This window comes from Streptomyces sp. NPDC059201 (assembly GCF_042754585.1).
Classification (GTDB): domain Bacteria; phylum Actinomycetota; class Actinomycetes; order Streptomycetales; family Streptomycetaceae; genus Streptomyces.
The window spans coordinates 320,467-338,602 of the sequence record NZ_JBHZBB010000009.1; the positions used below are offsets into that span (position 1 = coordinate 320,467).

An 18,136-nucleotide genomic window follows, 5' to 3' on the forward strand; every position below is an offset into this window, starting at 1 on the left:
GAGTTGTGTACCGGGACAGAACCGCAGTACGTTCCCTTGCTTCGTCCAGGGGGATGGTGAGGGGAGAAGGCGTCGTGCGACAGCACCACCAGGAGCCGGCACCGGTGAGCGAGCCGGCACCCGCGAGCGAGGGGACGGTACCGGCGCAGCCCGCCGCCCCCGCCGCGGAGGGCGGCGGCGGCGCGCGGGGCCGCGCGCCGGGCCCGCGGCGCACCGCCGTCCCCGCCCTCACCTGGCTTCCCCCGGCGCTGCTGGTGCTCGGCCTCGGCCTGTGGGGGATCTCGCTGCCGCTGGTCGACTTCCGCTCCATGGAGGACTACGGGCTCCTGGACCGGCTGCCGGTCCTCTTCTACGTCTCCCTCGCGGTGCTCACCGCCGGGTTCCTGGTGGCGCTGCGCCGGGCCGGGACCTCGCCGGGCTGGCCGCTCGTCTACTGCGTCGGACTGCTCGTCGCCCTCAAGGCGGCGCCCGCCGTGCTCTACGACTCGGTGCGCTACCCGTGGGCGTCCAAGCACGACGCCGTCGTCAACACCATCCTCGGCGCCGGTGAACTCCGCCCGCACGCCGCCCTGTCCGGCAACATGTCGGCCTACGACCAGTGGCCCGGCTTCTTCACCCTCAACGCCGCGCTCGTCCGCGCCTTCGGCGTCGAGTCCACCGCCGTCTACCTCAACTGGGCGCCCATCGTCCTCGGTCTGATCCTCCTCCCGGTGCTCGTGCTCCTCTACCGCATCTTCACCGAGGACTGGCGGCTCGTGTGGACCGCCGTCTGGATCTTCCAGCTCGCCAACTGGGTCGGCCAGGACTACCTCGCCCCGCAGGGCCTCGCGTACGTCCTCCACCTGACCGTGCTCGCCGTCGTCCTGCGCCACTTCGTCCGCCCCGGGAGCGCCGGGCGGCTGCGCGACCAGACCGTGCTCGATCCGGCCGCCGCCGCCGTGCCGCCGTCCACGAGCACCCGGCAGCGGGCCGTCGGGGTGCTGATCCTGTCCCCGCTGATCCTGGGGATCAACGCGGTCCACCAGCTCACCCCGGTCATGCTCTGCGTCGTCCTGGCCGCCCTCTGCCTCACCCGCCGCTACCGCAACCTCGGCCTGCTCGCCGCCACCGGCCTGATCATGCTGGCCTGGAACCTCACCATGGGACGCCCGCTCTTCCTGGAGACCCTGGGCACCCTCAAGGACTCCCTCGGCCGGCTCACCCAGAACTCCCGCGCCGGATACACCGGGCAGCTCACCGGCCCCGGGCCCGAACTCGCCGGCCAGGCCGGCATCGCCATGGCCCTCGCCGTCGTCCTCTTCGCGGGCATCGCCGTCCTCGCCCGCCGCCGGCTCACCCGCGGCGCCCTCCCGCTGCTGCTCGCCTCGGCCGCCCCGCTGCCGCTCTTCGCCGTCAACGACTACGGCGGCGAGATGCTCTTCCGCGTCTACCTCTTCGGACTGCCCGGCGCCGCGTTCTTCGCCGCCGCCGCGCTGGTGCCCGCCGCCGGAGGCGCCCGCCGCAGCCGCGCCGCCGTCGTCCGCCGCCGGGTCGCCGCCGTCGCCCTGCCGTCCGTCCTCCTCGTCCTGACCGCCGGCTTCCTGCCCGCCTACTACGGCAAGGACGCCATGTACTACACCCCGCCCGCCGAGTCCGCGCTGGTCACCCGCGCCATCGACCGGATGCCGGCCGGCGGGCTGCTCCTCGCCACCTCCGGCTCCTTCCCGCAGGCCCTGCACCGCTACGACGAGGTCGAGCACTGGTGGTTCTGCGAGCAGGAACCCACCGAGAACGAGAAGATGCTCGCCGACCCGGCCCGCTACCTCGCCGACCGCATCCCGCGCGGTGTCACCGCACACGTCGTCCTCACCCGCACCCAGGACATCTACACCGCGGGCGAGGGCCTGCTGCCGGCCGGCGGCTTCACCCTCCTGCGCGACCGGCTCAAGGGCTCCCCGCTCTTCGAGACCGTCGAGGAGACCCCGTACGGGATCGTCCTCGCCTACACCCCGTCGACCACCACCTCAGGCGGTGCCTCGTGACCACGCCCCCGAACCGGGTCAGGGCGGTCGTCGCCGCCTCCGGCTGGCTCGCCCTCGCGGCGACCCTGCTCCCCGACGGCTTCGCGCTCCGCTGGCCGCCCGTCCTCCTCTTCGTCTGCCTCGGACCCGGCCTCGCCCTGCTCCACCCGCAGCCGCGCGGGCTGCGCCCCGGCGCCCGCCTGGAGGCGTTCGCGCTCGCCGCCCCGCTCAGCCTCGCGCTCGCCGCGCTCACCGCCACGTTCCTCTTCCTGATCGGAGGTTTCTCCGTGCCCGCCTTCCTCGTCCCGCTCGCCGCCTTCACCACGGTCGCCGCCTTCCTGCCCGGCCTTCCGCTGCCCGCCGCCACCAGAGGCGCCGTCGAGCGCGACGGGGCCGAGTCCTTCCTCTCCCGTGAACGCGGGCCCGGTGGGGGCCGGTGAACGGGCGGCACACCCGGGGCACCCCCGCCGGACGGCTCGCGGTGGCCCTCGCCGCCGTCGGCGCGCTGACCGCCGGGATAGGGGTGTGGGCCACCGTCGCCGAGGGCGGCGACCGCTGCGTCCCCGACACCCGGCTCGTCGCCCCCTGCGGCGCCTGGTGGGGCGCGTACATCCCCTACGACCAGGACAGTTCGCTCACCCGGCCGGTGTACGCCTTCGAGCGGAAGATCGGCCGCAAGCTGGACCTCGTGTACACGTACCACGACATGTCGGGCAACGCGCTCGACGGGACCCTCCTCACCGACGACGAACGCGAACTCGGCCGCGACCGGCTGCTGATGCTCGCCTGGGAGTCCACCGTCTGGAAGGAACCCCACCACGCCGGCTGGACCGAGACGCAGCTCGGCTGGAAGAACATCGCCTCCGGGCAGTACGACGCCGAGATCATCGACCCGCAGATCCGCCGCGTGAAGTCCTACGGCAAGCGGGTCTTCCTCTCCTTCGACCAGGAGGTCGACGCCCGGATCAAGGAGGGCGCCGGCACCCCCGCCGAGTACGTCGCCGCCTACCGGCACCTCCACGACCGCTTCCGGAGGCTCGGCGCCGACAACGTCGTCTGGGTGTGGACGGTCTCCGGCTACCTCGGCATGGCCGACGAGATGAAGCGGCTCTACCCCGGCGACCGGTACGTCGGCTGGATCGGCATGGACCAGTACAACTACTACCTCTGCCACGGCACCGACACCTGGCGGGACTTCGAGGACAGCCAGCGCCCCACCTACGACTGGCTCCGCGAGAACATCACCGACACCAAGCCGGTCATGCTCGCCGAGTTCGCCACCGCCCCCGACCCCGACCGCCCCGACCGCCAGCGCGACTGGTACGCGCGGATTCCCGAGGTCGCGCCCAGCCTGCCCGAGGCGAAGGCGTATGTGCACTGGAACCGGGCCGTGCCGGGGCCGGGGTGTGATCTGACCGTCGACGCGGGGGCGGGGCTGGAGGGGTATCGGGTGGCGGGGCGGGATCCCTACTTCCGGCAGCCGTTGCCCCGGGGGTGAGGGGGTAAGGGGGGTCAGGCGCGGAGGCCGCGGATCGCGTAGGCGGCCATCGTGATGCCGGCGAGGCCCAGGAGGGGCGGGAGGGGGGCGGTGGCGAGGAACTGCTGGCCCGCCCAGCCCGCCCACACCAGCACCCACAGGGCGCCGGCCGTGATCCGTCCGCTGGTGCCCAGGACCCGCAGCAGCGCTCCGGCGATCAGCAGGCACAGGGCCTGGGCCACCACCGGGGCCACCCACGTCGCCGGGCCCGTGCCCAGCAGCTCCGAGCCCGGGCCCGCGGCGGCCGGCGGGAGCAGGCCGAGCAGCGGGGGCGCGGTGTGCAGGGCCAGGAAGGTGGCCAGCAGCACGGCCGAGGCGTAACCGCCGCGGAAGACGCGCCGGCCCACCGCCGCGCCCTGGAGCGCGACCAGCACCAGACCCGCCGCCAGGGCCGGCATCGGCAGCGCGGCCAGCAGGCCCGTACCGGAGAGCCGGGCCACGTCGAGCGGGTCGGCGAACCCCAGCGGCGGCCAGAACGCCACCGCCGCCACCCCGAGCAGCGCCCAGAGGACGGGCCCGTGGCGGTCCGGTACGGGGGGAGGCGGGGCAGGGGCCCGGCGCACTGGGGGCGGAGCGGGATAGGGGCGCTGCGCCGGCACGTAGACCGGGATGCCGAACGCGGGCGTCACCGTGTCGTGCGCCGCCGTGCCCCGCAGATACGCGGACTGGCGCGCCCAGTTGGTGCCGTAGTCGTCGTCGACGGCGGCGGCGCTCGCGGCGGGCGTCCGCGCGGGCACCGGCGGCTCCACGGCCACCCGCTCCGGCTCCCGCCCCTTGAGCACCGCCCGCAGCCCCGGCACGCACACCAGGCCCATCACGGTCATGCCGCCGAGCACCGCCATCCCGGCGCCGCTGATGCCGTACGGGCCGAGCAGCACCGCCGCGCTGCCCAGCACCAGGACGCACATGCCGCCCTGGACCGCCGCGAGCATCCCGGTACGGCCCTGGACGCGCAGCACCCCGATGTACAGCTCGACCGCGACCCGGGGGAGCGCCCCGGCGGCGAGCAGCCGCAGCACCGTGGAGCCGTTGTCGGTGTAGCTCTGGCCGAAGGGGGAGAGGATCAGCGGCGCGAACAGGACGAGGACGAGGACGACGGGGACGAGCAGCAGCACCATCCGGCGCAGCGCGCCCCGGACGCCCTCGGCGAGCGACTCGGGGCTGTGGGAGGCGTGCGCGGTGAGGGAGGAGGCCATGTTGATGGCCATGAACTCCATGGTGCCGCCGACGGTGTACGCCGTGTAGAAGAAGGCGTTGTGCGCGGCGTCGAAGCGGACCGCGACCATGACCGGCAGCAGGCTGATCATGAGGAGGCTGAAGCAGGCGCCCACCGCGTCCCCGGCGACGAAGCGCCCGATCTCGCGGTACGTGGGCGGCTCGCGGTCCTTGTCGGCGCGGGCCTGCCGCGGGATGAGCCGGCGGAAGACCAGCCAGGCCAGCGGGATCGTGGAGAACGCGATCGCCGCCGCCCAGGAGACGAAGACGCCGAGGACGGGCAGGGCGGCGGCGAGGACGACGAGCAGGACGAGCTTGCCGACGGAGAAGACCGCGTTGCCGATCGGCACCCAGAAGGCTTGCCGCAGGCCGGTGAGGACCCCGTCCTGGAGGCTGAGCAGCGCCCAGCCGACCGAGGAGAGGGTGAAGAAGATCCCGGCGGAGAGGGTGCCGAGGGGGGCGTACGAGGGTCCCCACCAGTCCAGGGTGAGCAGGAAGATCCCGGAGGCGGCGGCCACCACGACCGTGCTGAGGAGGTAGAGGCGCAGCACGAGCGGGCCGGTGGCGCGGCCGGCCCGGGGGACGTAGCGGACGATCGCGCCGGCGAGGGTGGTCGCCGTGATGGAGGCGAGCATCCGCTGGGCGGCGATGGCGGCGGAGCCCTGCCCGACGGCCTCCTCCGTGTAGTAGCGGGCGGCGACCAGCCAGAAGCCGAGGCCGAGGGCGGCGGAGACGCCGGTGGAGAGCATGAGGGCGTAGGCGTTGCGGAAGAGCGAGTCCTCGCCGTGGGAGTCCTGGCCGTGGGAGTCCTGGCCGTGGGAGTCCGCGCCGCCGCCCTTGGCCTCGGTGGCTCCGGTGCCGGGCGTGCCGGGGGCGTCGGGTTCGGCGCCCGGCGCCCGTACGGTGTCGGTCATCGGGCGCCGCCGAGGGCGGGCGAGGGCACGGCGGGGCGGGCGCCGGAGGCGCGCAGCGCGGCGAGGGCCTCGTCGGCGCGGCGCGGGTCCACGGGCAGGGCGTGCCGGGCGAACCAGGCGGCGGGGCCGGGCGCGGGGGAGGGGTCGGTGAAGCGTTCCCCGGCGTAGGTGTCGAGCGGCGGGTCGTAGAGGTAGCCGACGGTGATGCGGCGGCGGGCGAGCGCGGCGACGGCGGCGTCCCGGTCCTCGACGAGGAGCGGCACCCGGAAGAGCGGCGGGACCTCGCCGTCGGCGGGCAGGCCCTGGGCGGAGTACTCGCTCGCGAGGAGGCGTGCGGTGCCGGCCCGGTGGGCGTCGAGGACGGTGTCGAGGGCGGCGAGCCTGCGGCGGGTGCGGCCCAGCCTGCGGGCGCCGGGGCGGAGCCGGTAGTCGTGCATGTCGACGCGTATCCAGGAGTGGAAGGGATCGAGGGCGGGGGCGGCGCCGAGGGCCCGCTGGAGCTCGTCGGGGCGCAACGGCATCCGGATCCCGGGCCGTTCGTGGAGCCGGAGGGCGCGCAGGGTGGCGTGCGCGGGCCTGGCGAGGCGCAGGCCGCGGGCGGCGGACTCGGCGTACGGGCGGAGCGCGTAGGCGAGTTCCTTGGCGAGCCTGGCCGGTCGGAGCATCGCGTCCCGCTCGGCGGCGAGTCCGTCGCGCAGCCGGGGGTCGGCGACGGCGAGGAAGCCGCCGGTCTTGGCGCCAGTGTGCTTGGAGAGGCTGAAGACGGAGGCGTCGCCCCAGGCGCCGACCGGGCGGCCGCCGACGGTGGTGCCGATGGCGTGGGCGGCGTCCTCCAGGAGGGGGATGCCGAGCCGGTCGCAGCGGGTGCGCAGGGCGGGTGCCGGGTCGGGGTTTCCGTACAGGTTGGTGGTGAGGACGGCGGAGAGTCCGGCCCATACGGAATCGGGCACGGCGGTCGCGTCGAGGGAGCCGTCGCGCGGGTCGAGCGGTGCCTGCACGGGCCGGAGTCCGGCGGCGAGCACCACGAAGAAGATCACGTCGTCGTTGACCGGGGACATGAGGACGCGGCCGCCGGGCGCGCACCAGCGGCGCAGCGCGAGGTAGAGGCCGAAGCGGCACGACGGCACGTAGAGGCACTCCCGGCCCCCGAGCCGCGCACGCATGCCTGCCTCCAGGTCCGCGTACGCAGAAACCATGACAGATTCCCCCCTGGATCCACGGGCTCAATGTCGCCCATTTCCGGACGGCCCGTCAACAACGGTCCGTCCGGCAGCCCGCCCCGGTCGCGCGGAAGGGCCCGTTCGGGTCGAAGACCGTGAACGGGCCCTTTCCGTCGCCATCTTGGCGGCTCGCGGGGGCCGGTGGAGGTCATTCCACCGGAGTGGACGTCATTCCACCGGGGTGGGACGTCGTTCCGCCGCAGCGGGGCGTCATTCCTCCAGGGTGAGTCCGCGCCGCAGCCGGGCGAGGGTGCGGGAGAGGAGCCGGGAGACGTGCATCTGGGAGATGCCGAGCTCGGCGCCGATCTCCGACTGGGTGAGTCCGGTGACGAAGCGGAGGGAGAGGATGAGCCGTTCGCGCTCGGGGAGCGAGGCGATCATCGGCTTGAGGGACGCGACGTACTCGATGCCGGTGAGTCCGTGGTCCTCGTAGCCGAGCCGGTCGGCGAGGGCCGTCTCGCTCTGTCCGTGGTCGTCGTCCTCGGTCTGGGCGTCGAGCGAGGCGGCCGTGTAGGCGTTGCTGGCGGCCATGCCCTCGACGATCTCGTCCTCGGTGCGGCCGAGTTCGGCGGCGAGTTCGGCGACGGTGGGCGAGCGGTCGAGGCGCTGGGAGAGCGCGTCGCCGGCCCGGGCCAGGTCGAGCCGGAGTTCCTGGAGCCGCCGGGGGACGTGCACGGACCAGGAGGTGTCGCGGAAGAAGCGCTTGATCTCGCCGATGATGGTCGGCATCGCGAAGGTGGGGAACTCGACGCCGCGCGCGAGCTCGAAGCGGTCGATGGCCTTGATGAGGCCGATCGTGCCGACCTGGACGATGTCCTCCATCGGTTCGCTGCGCGTGCCGAAGCGGGCGGCGGCGAAGCGGACCAGGGCCAGGTTGAGCTCGACGAGGGTGTTGCGGACGTACGCGTACTCGTGGGTGCCCTCCTCCAGCTCGGCGAGCCGGGCGAAGAGCTCCTTGGAGAGGGCCCTGGCGTCCGCGGGGGCGACGCGGTCGAGGGGCCCGTCGAGCGCCGGGGACAGCGCGGGTGTGGGTTCGGCAGGACGGGGAAGGGCTGGTGTCGACGGCGCGGTGGGGGTGCGCGGGGCGTCGAGCCGGGGTGACATGAGTCTCCTCCTGGTTGGTGTCCGGGTGCGGTTTGCGGCGCCTCCAAGCCGGCTGGATCGGGTGTTCCTTACTAGCCCTACCTGTTCGGCGGCGATCGTTGCAAGTGGCAATAATCCGTTTTGGGTGGTTATGTGGTGGGCTTGTGTGCGCGGGAAGGGGCCCCGCTAGTAGGGTTCGGCGAAGTCGAGCGAGGAGGTGCCCCGTCATGGACCGCCAGCACATCGGCAGCGCGCAGCCCGCGCGGCTGCGGGTCGAGGCAAGCGTGGTGGACGGCGGTGGCGCCGAACTCCTCGTACCGGTGGGTGAGCTCGATCACCACACCGCCGAACTGCTGCGCGCCCCGCTCGACGCCGCCCTCGACGCCGGCCGCGTCCGCCTCGTCGTCGACTGCGCCCGACTGGGCTTCTGCGACTCCACCGGTCTCAACGTGCTCCTCGGGGCACGCCTGCGCGCCGAGGCCGCCGGCGGCGCGGTCCATCTGGTGGCCATGCGGCCCGCCGTGGCCCGGGTCTTCCGGATCACCGGCGCGGACGCCGTCTTCACCGTGCACGACACCCTCGCGACCGCGCTGCCCCGTTCCGGCTGACGTCCGCCGAACCTCCGCGCCGCCCCTTCCCGCCCCTGCCCCTGCTGACTCGTCGACCGGTGAGGTGAAGTGCTGATGGACCACGCTTCCGACGTCCGTACGCTCGCGCTCGGCGAGACCAGCGGCACCGTCCCGCTCGCCCGCGACTTCACCCGTACGGCCCTGACCGAGTGGGGCTGGCTGCCCGCCGCGGGCGCCGACCACAGAGCCGCCGCCGAGGACGTCCTGCTCGTCGTCTCCGAACTCGTCACCAACGCCTGCCTGCACGCCGAGGGCCCCGAGCGGCTCCGCGTGGTCCGCCTCGACAAGGCCGTCCGCCTGGAGGTCACCGACCGGGGCGCGGGCCAGCCCGCGCCCCGCACCCCGCACCGGGCCGGACGCCCCGGCGGGCACGGCATGTTCATCGTGCAGCGGCTCTGCCTCGACTGGGGCATCCAGCGGGTGCCGGGCGCCCCCGGCAAGACGGTCTGGGCCGAACTCGCCTCGCCCGCCTGACGCTTGCCCGCAGGACTTTCACCGTCACTCTTCTTCCCTCCGTACGGCCCCAGGCGTACCTTGACGCCCAATCTGATGGCGCGTCAGGAAAATGCGGTGAGGGGTCACGGGTGTCCAAGAAGCCGAACCGGAGGAGGACGGCCGCCGTGTTCACGGCCGCCGTCGCGGTCTGGGTCCCGGCCGGCCTCGCCGCCGCGCCCGCCGCCCACGCCGAGGTCGTCGACGTCACGTACGAGTGCGTCACCAAGATCGGCGACCGCAGCGCCGTCTCGCCCGTGGACATCACGGCCGAGAGGAAGGGCGACGCCTACGCGATCACCATGACCTTCGACAAGGGCGTCTCGGACAGCCCCGTCGAACTCCCCAAGGGCGTCATGACCCCGCGCGCCGACCTCGTCCTCGGCGGCGACGACCAGGGCACCGTCAGGGTCAAGGGCAGCCCCAACACCGCCGCCGTCCCCGCCTTCACCCCCATCAGGATCGGCACCCTCACCGGCACCTACACGCCGAAGAAGAACGGCACGGTCACCTTCACCGCCGGAGTGCTCACCGTCCACGCCCTCGGCATGGACGCCGCCGTCTGCACCCCCGCGAACGCGCCGAAGCCGTCGCTGAGCCTCACCGTCACCGGCCTCCCGGAGGAGGAACCGGAAGCCCCGGCCGAGTCCGCGGGCTCCGACGGGTCCGACGGGGCCGACGAGTCCGCCGAGGAGGACGAGGCCGACGGTCTGCCCGGCGGCGAACTCCCCAGGACCGGCGGCCTCTCCACCACCACCGCCCTCGGCACCCTCGGCGGCACCGTCCTCCTCGGCGGCGTCGGCGGACTCCTCTGGCTCACCCGCCGACCCCGCCCGGCCCGCCCATGACCAGGACCCGGTACGCGCTCCTCGCCGCCGGCGCCGTCCTCGGCACGCTCGCCGCCGCGCCCCCGGCCGCGCCCCCGGCCACCTCCGCCTGGACCGCCGCGCCCGCCGCCGGACGGCCGTACGCCTACCTCGAAGGGCCCGCGGGCAGCGTCCTGGAGGACGCCCTCTCCGTCACCAACCCCGGCCCCCGGCCGCTCACCGTCACCCTCACCGGCGACGGGCCCGCCGCCGTCGCCTTCGCCGCCCGCACCGTCACCGTGCCCGCCCGCACCCGCGCCGACGTGCCCTTCGCCGTCACCGTCGCCGCGGGCACCCCGCCCGGCGAACACCGGGGCACGGTACGGGCCTCGGCCGGCGACCGGCGCACCACGGTCGACCTGCGGCTGAAGGTCAGCGGCCCCGAACTCGCCGCCCTCACCGTCGAGGACGCCCGCGTCGACCGCGCCACCGGCACCCTCCACTACACGCTGGTCAACCGCGGCAGCACCGTCCTCGACCGGCCCCGCCTCGCCGTCCGCGCCGAAGGACTCCTCGGCACCGTCCTCGACCGCCCGGACCGCGCCCTGCCGCTCAGCCTCCGCCCCGGCGAGCGCGCCGACCGCACCGAACCCTGGCCCGACCCGCCCGCCCTCGACTCCGTCACCGTCCGGCTCACCGCCACCGCGCCCGGGGCCACCCCCGCCACCGCCGCCACCGGCACCGTCTTCGCCTCCGCGCCCGCCCTCGCCGCCGGCTCCGCGCTGCTGCTCGCGGCGGCGGGCGGCACGGCCCACGCGGTACGGCGCCGGCGCCGGGCCCGCACGAAGGGAGCCCCCGCATGAGACCGGCCGCCCGTGCCCGTACGGCCCTGGCCGCGCTGCTCACGGCCCTCGCCCTCGCCCTGCTCCCGGCCGTGCCCGCGCAGGCGGCGCCCGCCGCCGGGGACCCCGCCGTGGCCGTCTCGGGGAACGAGGCGCCCAAGGGCGGCGAGATCACCGTCAGCGGCACCGGCTGGAAGGCCGGGGCGCTGCTGATGGTCCTGCTCTGCGGCCAGGGCACCCCGGAGAAGGGCGTCGTCGGCGGCACCAACTCCTGCGCCAACACCGACGGCCGGGCGGCCACCGTCGACCCGCGCGGCGCCTTCAGCGTCAAACTGCCGGTCGCCGCCCCGCCCAAGCCCTGCCCCTGCGTCGTCCACGTCGCGGGCGTCACCGGGCAGCAGGACGTCGTCGACGCCGCCTTCACGGTCGGCGGCCACCCCACGGCCCCGCTGCCGGAAGCCTCCGGCGACGGGCGCCTCGCCGTCCTCACCGCCGCCCGCCTCGACGGCTCCAGCGGCGTGCTGACCTGGTTCGGGGCGCCCCCGGGCCGCACCCTCGTCCTCACCGTCGGGAACCTCGGCACGGCGCCCGTCCGCGACCCGGTCTTCCTCGTCGGCACCGCCCGCGGCGTCCTCGCCCCGCGCGACGAGGAGCACCAGTGGCGCGGCACCATCAAGCCCGGCCAGAAGGCCCAGGTCGAGCTGGACGTCGAGCTCTCCGCCGGCGCCCACGGCGACTACCGGGTCTCCGTCTCCTACGGCGGGAAGGTCCTGGCCGAGCGGCCCTGGCAGGTGGGCCGCCCCTGGGGCGTGGTCCTCTTCTGGGCCCTGCTCGCCGTGGTCGTGCCCGCCGCCCTCTTCCGGATCGGCATGGTCCTCGTCGACCGGGCCGGCGGCCGGAACCGCGACTCCGTCCCCGTCCCCGTACCGGCGGACGCGGACGGCCCCGGGACGACCGCGGTACTCCCGTGGTTCCTCCCCGACTCCGCACCGTCCGAGAACAGCCCGACGACGAAGGGACATTCGTGAGCACGCAACGGAGGATGAGCGCGGCCGGGATCGCGCTGATGCTCGGCGGCGCGGGGATCCTGCTTTCCGCCGGTCCCGCCCAGGCCGCCCAGATCTCGTTCAAGACGGAGTGCGTCCCGCCGGCGATCTCCGGCCTCCCGCCGGTCCAGGGCACCACCACGGTGCTGGTCACCGCGCCCGCGACCGCCAAGGTCGGCGACACCGTCGAGGTCAGCTGGAAGACCGTGAAGCCGGCCTCCAACAACCCGGGTTTCATCGACCTGAAGCCGAACACCGTCAAGCCGACCGGCACCATGAAGGTCGGCGGGGCGCAGTCCGGCACGGTGGCCATGGCGGGTCTCCGGCAGAACCCGCCGATCCCCAAGAACTCCGAGATGAAGCTGTCGGTGATGAAGGGTTCGCTGAAGCTGACCAAGGCGGGCGACGTCACGCTGACGCCCGACGCGTACGCGATCAACGTGTCCGAGCCGGTGCCCACGGACACCAAGTGCACCCCGAAGGAGCAGGTCCCCGTCGGCGCCACGATCAAGGTGAGCGCGGGCGGCGGAGGCGGCTCCGGCGGCGGTTCTGACAGTGGTGGCTCGGACAGCGGCGGCTCCGACAGCGGCGGTTCGGACAGCGGCGGGGGCTCCGACAGCGGGGGCTCCGGCGGTGGCCAGACCGACTTCACGGGCAAGAACGTCGACGTCGCCTTCTCCTGCACCGGCCCCGGCGCACCGCCCTCCATCACCACCAAGGTGCAGATCGACGCCAAGAAGAACGGCAGCGGGTACGACCTGACGGTCAAGACCGCCAAGAACGTGATGCCGACCCCGGCGCCGCTGCCCGCGAAGGCCCTCACGCCCACCATGGACATCAAGATCGGCGGGGCCGACAGCGGCACCGTCAAGGTCACCGGCGCGCCCAACCCGACCGCGCTCAAGATGAACGACCCGGTGAGCCTCACCGACATGAAGGGCACCTACAAGCCCGGCGCGACCGGCAAGGCGACGCTCTCCCCGAGCGCGCTGACCATCTCGGTCGTCCTCGCCCCGGGCGCCGAGCCGATCAAGATCCCGTGCCAGGTGAAGGGCGCGGTCGAGGCGTCGCTCACCCTGGACACCACCAAGCAGTCCGGCGGCGCCAACGGCTCCGGCGACAACGGCGGCTCGGACGACGGCGGCTCGGACAACGGCGGCTCCGACGACGGCGGCGCCGGCAACGGCGGCTCCGACGACGGGGGCAGCGGCAACGGCTCCGGCGACGGCTCCGGCGACGGCGGGAACCTCGCCGAGACCGGCGCCGAGTCCGACGGCGCGCTCCGCGCCCTCGGCCTGGTGGCCGGTACGGCGATCCTCCTCGGCGGCGCCGTCTTCACCTTCACGCCGTGGCGCAGGCTGGCCCGGCGCGACCGCTGACCCGTTGATCCGCTGACCATTTGATCCGCTGATCCGCGGCGGACAGGCGAAAGGCCCGGCACCTGGAGCAGGTGCCGGGCCTTTCACCCGTGAGGTGGAGGACGCCCTACTCGCCGGCGTCCATCAGCGCGTTGACCTTCTTGCGGTACATGAAGATCGCGACACCGGCGAGCACGGCGGCGAGCGCCTCGAAGAGGACCACGCCGACGCCGTCCATCTTCACGCCCGCCAGACCCAGCAGACCCGTGACGCAGTCACCGGCGGTGACGGCCAGGAACCAGACACCCATCATCTGGGAGGCGTACTTCCGCGGCGCCATCTTCGTCGTGACCGACAGGCCGACCGGGGAGAGGCACAGCTCGGCGACGGTGTGCATCAGGAAGATGAGCACCAGCCACCACATGGTGACCTTGGTGTCCGTACCGGCCGTCTGGTTCAGCGGGATCGCGAAGACGAAGAACGAGGCACCGACGATGACCAGGCCGATCGAGAACTTCACGATCGTGCTGGGCTCACGGCGGCGGCGCGCCAGCGCCAGCCACAGCCAGGCGAAGAACGGCGCCAGGATGACCACGAAGAGCGGGTTCAGCGACTGGAAGAGCACGTTCGGCATGTCCCAGCCGAACAGGCTGCGCTCGGAGTTCTCGCTGCCGAAGAGCGACAGCGTGGAGCCGCCCTGGTCGTAGATCATCCAGAAGACGGCGGCGGCCACGAAGAACCAGATGTACGCGTTCATCCGGGTCTGCTCGCCGGCGGTGAGGTCCTTGTCGCGCTTGATGCGCGTGAGGACGGCGACCGGGATGATCAGACCGGCGATCGTGATCGGGTACAGCGCCCACTTGATGGTGAACATGTCGAGCGCGACCACGGTGCCGTAGAAGACGGCGGTGACGACGACGGCGACGATCGCCTTGGTGAGGATGCTGTTGCGCTCGGCGGCGGAGAGCGGGTTCGGGACCTCGCTGCTCTTCGGGTTCAGCGTGCGGCCGAAGATCAGGAAGACGGCCAGGCCCAGACCCATGCCGACGGCGGCGAGGAAGAAGCCCAGGTGCCAGTTGACCGTCTCGCCGACGATGCCGATGGCGATCGGGGCGAGGAAGGCGCCGAGGTTGATGCCGATGTAGAAGACGGTGAAGCCACTGTCCCGGCGGGCGTCGGCCGAGCCCTGGTACAGGTGGCCGACCATCGTCGAGATGTTGGCCTTCAGCAGACCGGAGCCGACCGCGACCAGCAGCAGACCGATGAAGAACGCGATCTGACCCGGCAGCGCGAGCGACACGTGACCGAGCATGATCACGGTGCCGGCGATGGCGACGGTCTTCCGGGCGCCCCAGACGCGGTCGCCGAACCAGCCGCCGGGCAGGGCCATCAGGTAGACCATGGCCACGTAGACGGAGTAGATCGCCGTGGCGGTCGCCGCCTTGTACCCGAGTCCACCGCCCTGGCTGCCGACCGCGGCGTCCGTGCCACCGGACACCAGGTACAGAACGAGCAACGCGCGCATGCCGTAGTAGGAGAACCGCTCCCACATCTCGGTCATGAACAGCGTGGCCAGGCCAACGGGGTGGCCGAGGAAGGTCTTCTCGTGAGCCGGGCTCGGCGAGTCCTTCGTCAGGCTGGAAGCCATGGGTCGATCCTTGCTAGCTCGGGACGCGACGCCTCGTGAGCGTGGTGCGCCCGGTGGGGGGTGACCGGCACCGGCCGGGACGTCTGCGCCCCGTCCGGGATCCACGCCCCGCCGCGCGTCTTCGCGCCGCGGGACCCGGCCCACAGGTCGTTCACCGTCCGAGGGTGGCGGAGCCGACCCTGCGCAGAAAAGAGGACCCTGGCTGACGAAGCAGGCCAAAGGTCCCCGTTTACCGCTACAGACGTCTCGCCACCATACGACACGACACTGCCGGATATGAAAGGACTTGAGAGATGGATCACAGGTGACGGAGGAACCAACGGGCGTCAATCCAAGGTGATGTAGAGGTTACGCGCCCTGCTTCGCAGGCCCGGGCCGGTGCCTCGTGATCCCGCCCCGGCCCGGCACCCGTGCGGACTACCATCACCCCATGACCCGTGTACTGCTCGCCGAGGACGACGCATCCATCTCGGAACCGCTGGCCCGCGCCCTGCGGAGAGAGGGGTACGAGGTCGAGGTCCGCGAGGACGGGCCCACCGCGCTGGACACCGGCCTCCAGGGCGGCGTCGACCTGGTCGTGCTCGATCTGGGCCTGCCCGGCATGGACGGCCTGGAGGTCGCCCGCCGGCTGCGCGCCGACGGCCACACGGTCCCGATCCTCGTCCTGACCGCCCGGGCGGACGAGGTCGACACCGTCGTCGGGCTCGACGCGGGCGCCGACGACTACGTCACCAAGCCCTTCCGCCTCGCCGAGCTCCTCGCCCGCGTCCGGGCCCTCCTCCGGCGCGGCGCCACCGAGCCCGCGCCCGCGCCCGCCACCCACGGCGTCCGCATCGACGTCGAGTCGCACCGGGCCTGGATGGGCGACGAGGAGCTCCAGCTCACGGCGAAGGAGTTCGACCTGCTGCGCGTCCTCGTCCGCGACGCGGGGCGGGTCGTCACCCGCGACCAGCTGATGCGCGAGGTCTGGGACACCACCTGGTGGTCCTCCACCAAGACCCTCGACATGCACATCTCCTGGCTCCGCAAGAAGCTCGGCGACGACGCGGCCAACCCCCGCTACATCGCCACAGTAAGAGGCGTAGGCTTCCGCTTCGAAAAAAGCTGACCCCCGCTGCCCCCACCCCCGCGCGGCCCCCCGCCCCGCACCCCCCACCCACCCCCGCGCGGGCACCCGCCCGCCACCCGCCACCCCCACCCACCCCCGTGTGGGCAGCCGCCCGCCACCCGCCACCCCCACCCACCCCCCCCCCCGTGTGGGCAGGCGTCCCGCAGGGCGGGACGGGTGGGCACACGGGACGGCGCCCTAGGCGGGCGCCCCCGCTCCAGCCCGCACCCGCACCCCGAGGCCGCCGCACCAACGGGGCCGCCCCGCAACCCAGCGCCCTCAACTCAGCGCCCGCAACCCGCCCCGCGCCCCGCAACCCGCGCCGAGACCCCCGTACCCCCGCCCGGGAGGGCAAGTGCGCCGCCGCCTCATCACCTCCACCCTCGCCGTCGTCCTCGTCGTCCTCGTCGTCTTCGGCGTCTCCCTCGTCCTCGTCGAGACCCGCACGATCACCAGCAGCGTCCAGGAGAGCGTGGACACCGAGGCCCTGCGGATCGTGTCGATCGTCGACAGCCGCCTGATCGGCGGCGAACCGGTCAACCCGGACATCCTGGCCGAGCAGAGCGGCGCCAAGCGGTACGCCCTGATCACCATCCCCGGCCGCTCCCCGATCGAGATCGGCACCCGCCCCACCGGCAGCGTCATCCGCGGCGACGCCGAGGGCGAGCGCGGCGAGACCGTGATCGTCGAGGAGTCCCGCTCCGCCGTCACCTCCGAGGTCGCCAGCACCGCCCTCATCATCGGCGCCGTCGCCGGCCTCGCCGTCATCGCCGCCGTCCTCCTCGCCGTACGCCAGGCGAACCGCCTCGCCTCCCCGCTCACCGACCTCGCCGAGACCGCCGAACGCCTCGGCTCCGGCGACCCCCGCCCCCGCCACAAGCGGTACGGCGTCCCCGAGCTCGACCGCGTCGCGGACGTCCTCGACGCCTCCGCCGAGCGGATCGCGCGCATGCTCACCGCCGAGCGCCGCCTCGCCGCCGATGCCTCCCACCAGCTCCGTACGCCCCTGACCGCGCTCTCCATGCGCCTGGAGGAGGTCGCCCTCGCCGACGACCTGGACACGGTCAAGGAGGAGGCGACGATCGCGCTGACCCAGGTCGAGCGGCTCACGGACGTCGTCGAGCGGCTGCTCACCAACTCCCGGGACCCCCGCTCGGGCTCCGCCGTCGCCTTCGACATCGACGAGGTCGTCAAGCAGCAGATCGAGGAGTGGCGCCCCGCCTACCGCAGCGCGGGCCGCGCCATCGTCCGCTCCGGCAAGCAGGGCATGCGCGCGATCGGCACCCCGGGCGCCGTCGCCCAGGTCCTCGCCGCGCTTATCGAGAACTCGCTCATGCACGGTGGCGGCACGGTCGCGCTGCGCACCCGGGTCATCGGCAACCAGTCCGTGATCGAGGTCACGGACGAGGGCCCCGGCGTCCCCGCCGACCTGGGCGCCCGGATCTTCGAGCGGGCGGTCAGCGGACGCAGCTCCACCGGCATCGGCCTCGCGGTCGCCCGGGACCTCGCGGAGGCGGACGGCGGGCGCCTGGAACTGCTCCAGCAGCAGCCGCCCGTCTTCGCGCTCTTCCTCAGCCGTGAGGCCCGCCGCGTCGGCGACGAGCCTCAGGAGCGCCCCGTACGGTAATCAGGGCTTGATCGGGAAGAAGCGGGGACGGGAAGAGAAGGGCAGCTCAGACGTGGTCGGGCTGCCGGCGGCGGGCCTGCCGCGGCGTGGCCGGCTCGGTCTGCTCCGCCTGCTCCAGGAATGACTCCGCCGTCTGCACCGCCTCCTTCGCGGGCAGCGCCCGGAAGACCCACGTGCGGTAGGACCAGAAGCGGAAGAGGGTGCCCACGCCGATGCCGAAGAACTTGAAGAAGTTGGCGGCCAGCGAGGAGTTCCAGCCGAGGCCGTAGGTCGCCGCGTAGAGGATCCCGTTCTCGATGACCAGCCCGACGAGGCTGAACAGCAGGAAGAGGGTCATCTCCTTGGTGCGGCCCGACTTGTCGCGGTCGCGGTACGTGAAGTAACGGAACCCCACGTAGTTGAAGGCGATGGCGACGATGGTCGCGATCAGGCTGGCCCGGACGACCGGAAGCTCCGTGGTGTGCCTGACCAGGTTGAAAACGGCCAGGTTGACCAGGACTCCGAGGCCGCCGACCACTCCGAACTTGGCGACCTCGCGGCCGAGCAGGGCGAGTCGCATGCGCAGCGCGCCGGGTTCGCTCATGGTGGGGTCGGTCCGTCCGTCGGGTGAC

General features: G+C 73.5%; 16 protein-coding genes. 11 read left to right on the top strand and 5 right to left on the bottom strand.

The window, feature by feature from the left end; all coding sequences use genetic code 11:
* Nucleotides 1-104 precede the first annotated feature (104 nt).
* Genes ACFXMG_RS27840 through ACFXMG_RS27850 form a run of 3 tightly spaced genes read left to right on the top strand, consistent with a single transcriptional unit; the run spans nt 105 to nt 3,498 of the window.
* The gene (locus ACFXMG_RS27840; protein WP_383817466.1) at nt 105-2,021 is read left to right on the top strand and encodes a hypothetical protein; all 1,917 of its coding nucleotides are present in this window, start codon (nt 105-107) and stop codon (nt 2,019-2,021) included.
* The gene (locus ACFXMG_RS27845; protein WP_383817464.1) at nt 2,018-2,440 is read left to right on the top strand and encodes a hypothetical protein; all 423 of its coding nucleotides are present in this window, start codon (nt 2,018-2,020) and stop codon (nt 2,438-2,440) included. The genes ACFXMG_RS27840 and ACFXMG_RS27845 overlap by 4 nt, the downstream gene beginning before the upstream one ends.
* A 41-nt stretch (nt 2,441-2,481) precedes the next feature.
* On the top strand, nt 2,482-3,498 hold the full coding sequence (locus ACFXMG_RS27850) for a glycoside hydrolase family 26 protein (RefSeq protein WP_383817675.1): 1,017 nt from the start codon (nt 2,482-2,484) through the stop codon (nt 3,496-3,498).
* 14 nt (nt 3,499-3,512) lie between these two features.
* On the opposite strand, the gene ACFXMG_RS27855 is transcribed toward ACFXMG_RS27850, so the two are convergent.
* The 3 genes from ACFXMG_RS27855 to ACFXMG_RS27865 all read right to left on the bottom strand — a co-directional run bounded on the left by ACFXMG_RS27855 (nt 3,513) and on the right by ACFXMG_RS27865 (nt 7,990).
* On the bottom strand, nt 3,513-5,666 hold the full coding sequence (locus ACFXMG_RS27855) for a lipopolysaccharide biosynthesis protein (protein ID WP_383817461.1): 2,154 nt from the start codon (nt 5,664-5,666) through the stop codon (nt 3,513-3,515).
* Nucleotides 5,663-6,862 carry a DegT/DnrJ/EryC1/StrS family aminotransferase gene (locus ACFXMG_RS27860; RefSeq protein WP_383817458.1) on the bottom strand — a complete coding sequence of 400 codons (1,200 nt, stop codon included), beginning with the start codon at nt 6,860-6,862 and terminating at the stop codon, nt 5,663-5,665. The genes ACFXMG_RS27855 and ACFXMG_RS27860 overlap by 4 nt, the downstream gene beginning before the upstream one ends.
* Before the next feature lie 234 nt (nt 6,863-7,096).
* Nucleotides 7,097-7,990 carry an RNA polymerase sigma factor SigF gene (locus tag ACFXMG_RS27865; RefSeq protein ID WP_383817455.1) on the bottom strand — a complete coding sequence of 298 codons (894 nt, stop codon included), beginning with the start codon at nt 7,988-7,990 and terminating at the stop codon, nt 7,097-7,099.
* Nucleotides 7,991-8,196: 206 nt separating this feature from the next.
* On the opposite strand from ACFXMG_RS27865, the gene ACFXMG_RS27870 reads away from it, so the two are divergent.
* The 6 genes from ACFXMG_RS27870 (at nt 8,197) to ACFXMG_RS27895 (ending at nt 13,163) form a co-directional block, all read left to right on the top strand.
* Complete coding sequence (locus tag ACFXMG_RS27870; RefSeq protein WP_383817452.1) at nt 8,197-8,577, top strand: STAS domain-containing protein; 381 nt, start codon at nt 8,197-8,199, stop codon at nt 8,575-8,577.
* A gap of 75 nt (nt 8,578-8,652) precedes the next feature.
* Nucleotides 8,653-9,072, top strand: a complete 420-nt coding sequence (locus tag ACFXMG_RS27875; RefSeq protein WP_383817449.1) for an ATP-binding protein — start codon at nt 8,653-8,655, stop codon at nt 9,070-9,072.
* 146 nt (nt 9,073-9,218) lie between these two features.
* Complete coding sequence (locus ACFXMG_RS27880) at nt 9,219-9,938, top strand: peptidase (RefSeq protein ID WP_383817446.1); 720 nt, start codon at nt 9,219-9,221, stop codon at nt 9,936-9,938.
* Complete coding sequence (locus ACFXMG_RS27885) at nt 9,935-10,759, top strand: hypothetical protein (protein WP_383817443.1); 825 nt, start codon at nt 9,935-9,937, stop codon at nt 10,757-10,759. The genes ACFXMG_RS27880 and ACFXMG_RS27885 overlap by 4 nt, the downstream gene beginning before the upstream one ends.
* Entirely contained in the window at nt 10,756-11,766 is a 1,011-nt protein-coding gene (locus ACFXMG_RS27890) for a hypothetical protein (RefSeq protein WP_383817441.1), read from the top strand. The genes ACFXMG_RS27885 and ACFXMG_RS27890 overlap by 4 nt, the downstream gene beginning before the upstream one ends.
* 14 nt (nt 11,767-11,780) lie before the next feature.
* A complete protein-coding gene (locus ACFXMG_RS27895; protein ID WP_383817673.1) occupies nt 11,781-13,163 on the top strand; it encodes a hypothetical protein in 1,383 nt (460 codons plus the stop codon).
* 106 nt (nt 13,164-13,269) lie between these two features.
* On the opposite strand, the gene ACFXMG_RS27900 is transcribed toward ACFXMG_RS27895, so the two are convergent.
* Nucleotides 13,270-14,790 carry a peptide MFS transporter gene (locus ACFXMG_RS27900; RefSeq protein ID WP_383817438.1) on the bottom strand — a complete coding sequence of 507 codons (1,521 nt, stop codon included), beginning with the start codon at nt 14,788-14,790 and terminating at the stop codon, nt 13,270-13,272.
* Between the two features lie 430 nt (nt 14,791-15,220).
* On the opposite strand from ACFXMG_RS27900, the gene ACFXMG_RS27905 reads away from it, so the two are divergent.
* Both ACFXMG_RS27905 and ACFXMG_RS27910 read left to right on the top strand, forming a co-directional pair.
* Nucleotides 15,221-15,898 (top strand): response regulator transcription factor, encoded by a 678-nt coding sequence (locus ACFXMG_RS27905; RefSeq protein ID WP_030754842.1) that lies wholly within the window; start codon nt 15,221-15,223, stop codon nt 15,896-15,898.
* A 355-nt stretch (nt 15,899-16,253) separates the two neighbouring features.
* On the top strand, nt 16,254-17,525 hold the full coding sequence (locus tag ACFXMG_RS27910) for an ATP-binding protein (protein ID WP_383817436.1): 1,272 nt from the start codon (nt 16,254-16,256) through the stop codon (nt 17,523-17,525).
* 46 nt (nt 17,526-17,571) lie between these two features.
* Here the strand turns inward: ACFXMG_RS27910 and ACFXMG_RS27915 are convergent, their stop codons facing one another.
* On the bottom strand, nt 17,572-18,108 hold the full coding sequence (locus ACFXMG_RS27915) for a GtrA family protein (protein ID WP_383817434.1): 537 nt from the start codon (nt 18,106-18,108) through the stop codon (nt 17,572-17,574).
* Between the last annotated feature and the right edge of the window lie 28 nt (nt 18,109-18,136).